Raw genomic sequence first — 441 nt, forward strand, 5'->3', positions numbered from 1 at the left:
GGCGGTACCTTTACCGACTTCGCGCTCCTGGACGACAAGGGCGACCTTCACCTTCACAAGGTCCTGAGCACGCCGAAGAACCCGGCGGAAGCAGTCGTACAGGGTGTGTCCGAATTGCTGGAAAAATTCGCCGGCAACATCGCCATCGAGAACCTTCAGGTGCTGGGCGCCACCACCGTCGTCACCAACGCGGTCCTCGAGCGCAAGGGCGTCGAGACGGGCTTCGTCACCACCGACGGCTTTCAGGACATGCTGCGTATCCGCAACGAAGGACGCTACGACCTCTACGACCTGAACATCAAATATCCCGACCCGCTGGTTACCCGTGCAAACAGCTTCGGCGCCAAGGAGCGTATCGCAGCCGACGGTTCCGTCATGACCGAGCTCGAGGAAGAGACGGTGCGCGAAATCGCCGGACGCCTGAAGGAGAAGGGCATCCGC

At 61.5% G+C, this 441-nt stretch carries 1 protein-coding gene; it reads left to right on the plus strand.

From position 1 onward, the window contains the following. The coding region (locus K6N12_RS33670) for a hydantoinase/oxoprolinase N-terminal domain-containing protein (RefSeq protein ID WP_281424338.1) at window positions 1-441 on the plus strand (441 nt) is incomplete at both ends.

This window comes from Rhizobium redzepovicii, assembly GCF_019793435.1.
In the GTDB taxonomy this organism is placed as follows: domain Bacteria; phylum Pseudomonadota; class Alphaproteobacteria; order Rhizobiales; family Rhizobiaceae; genus Rhizobium; species Rhizobium redzepovicii.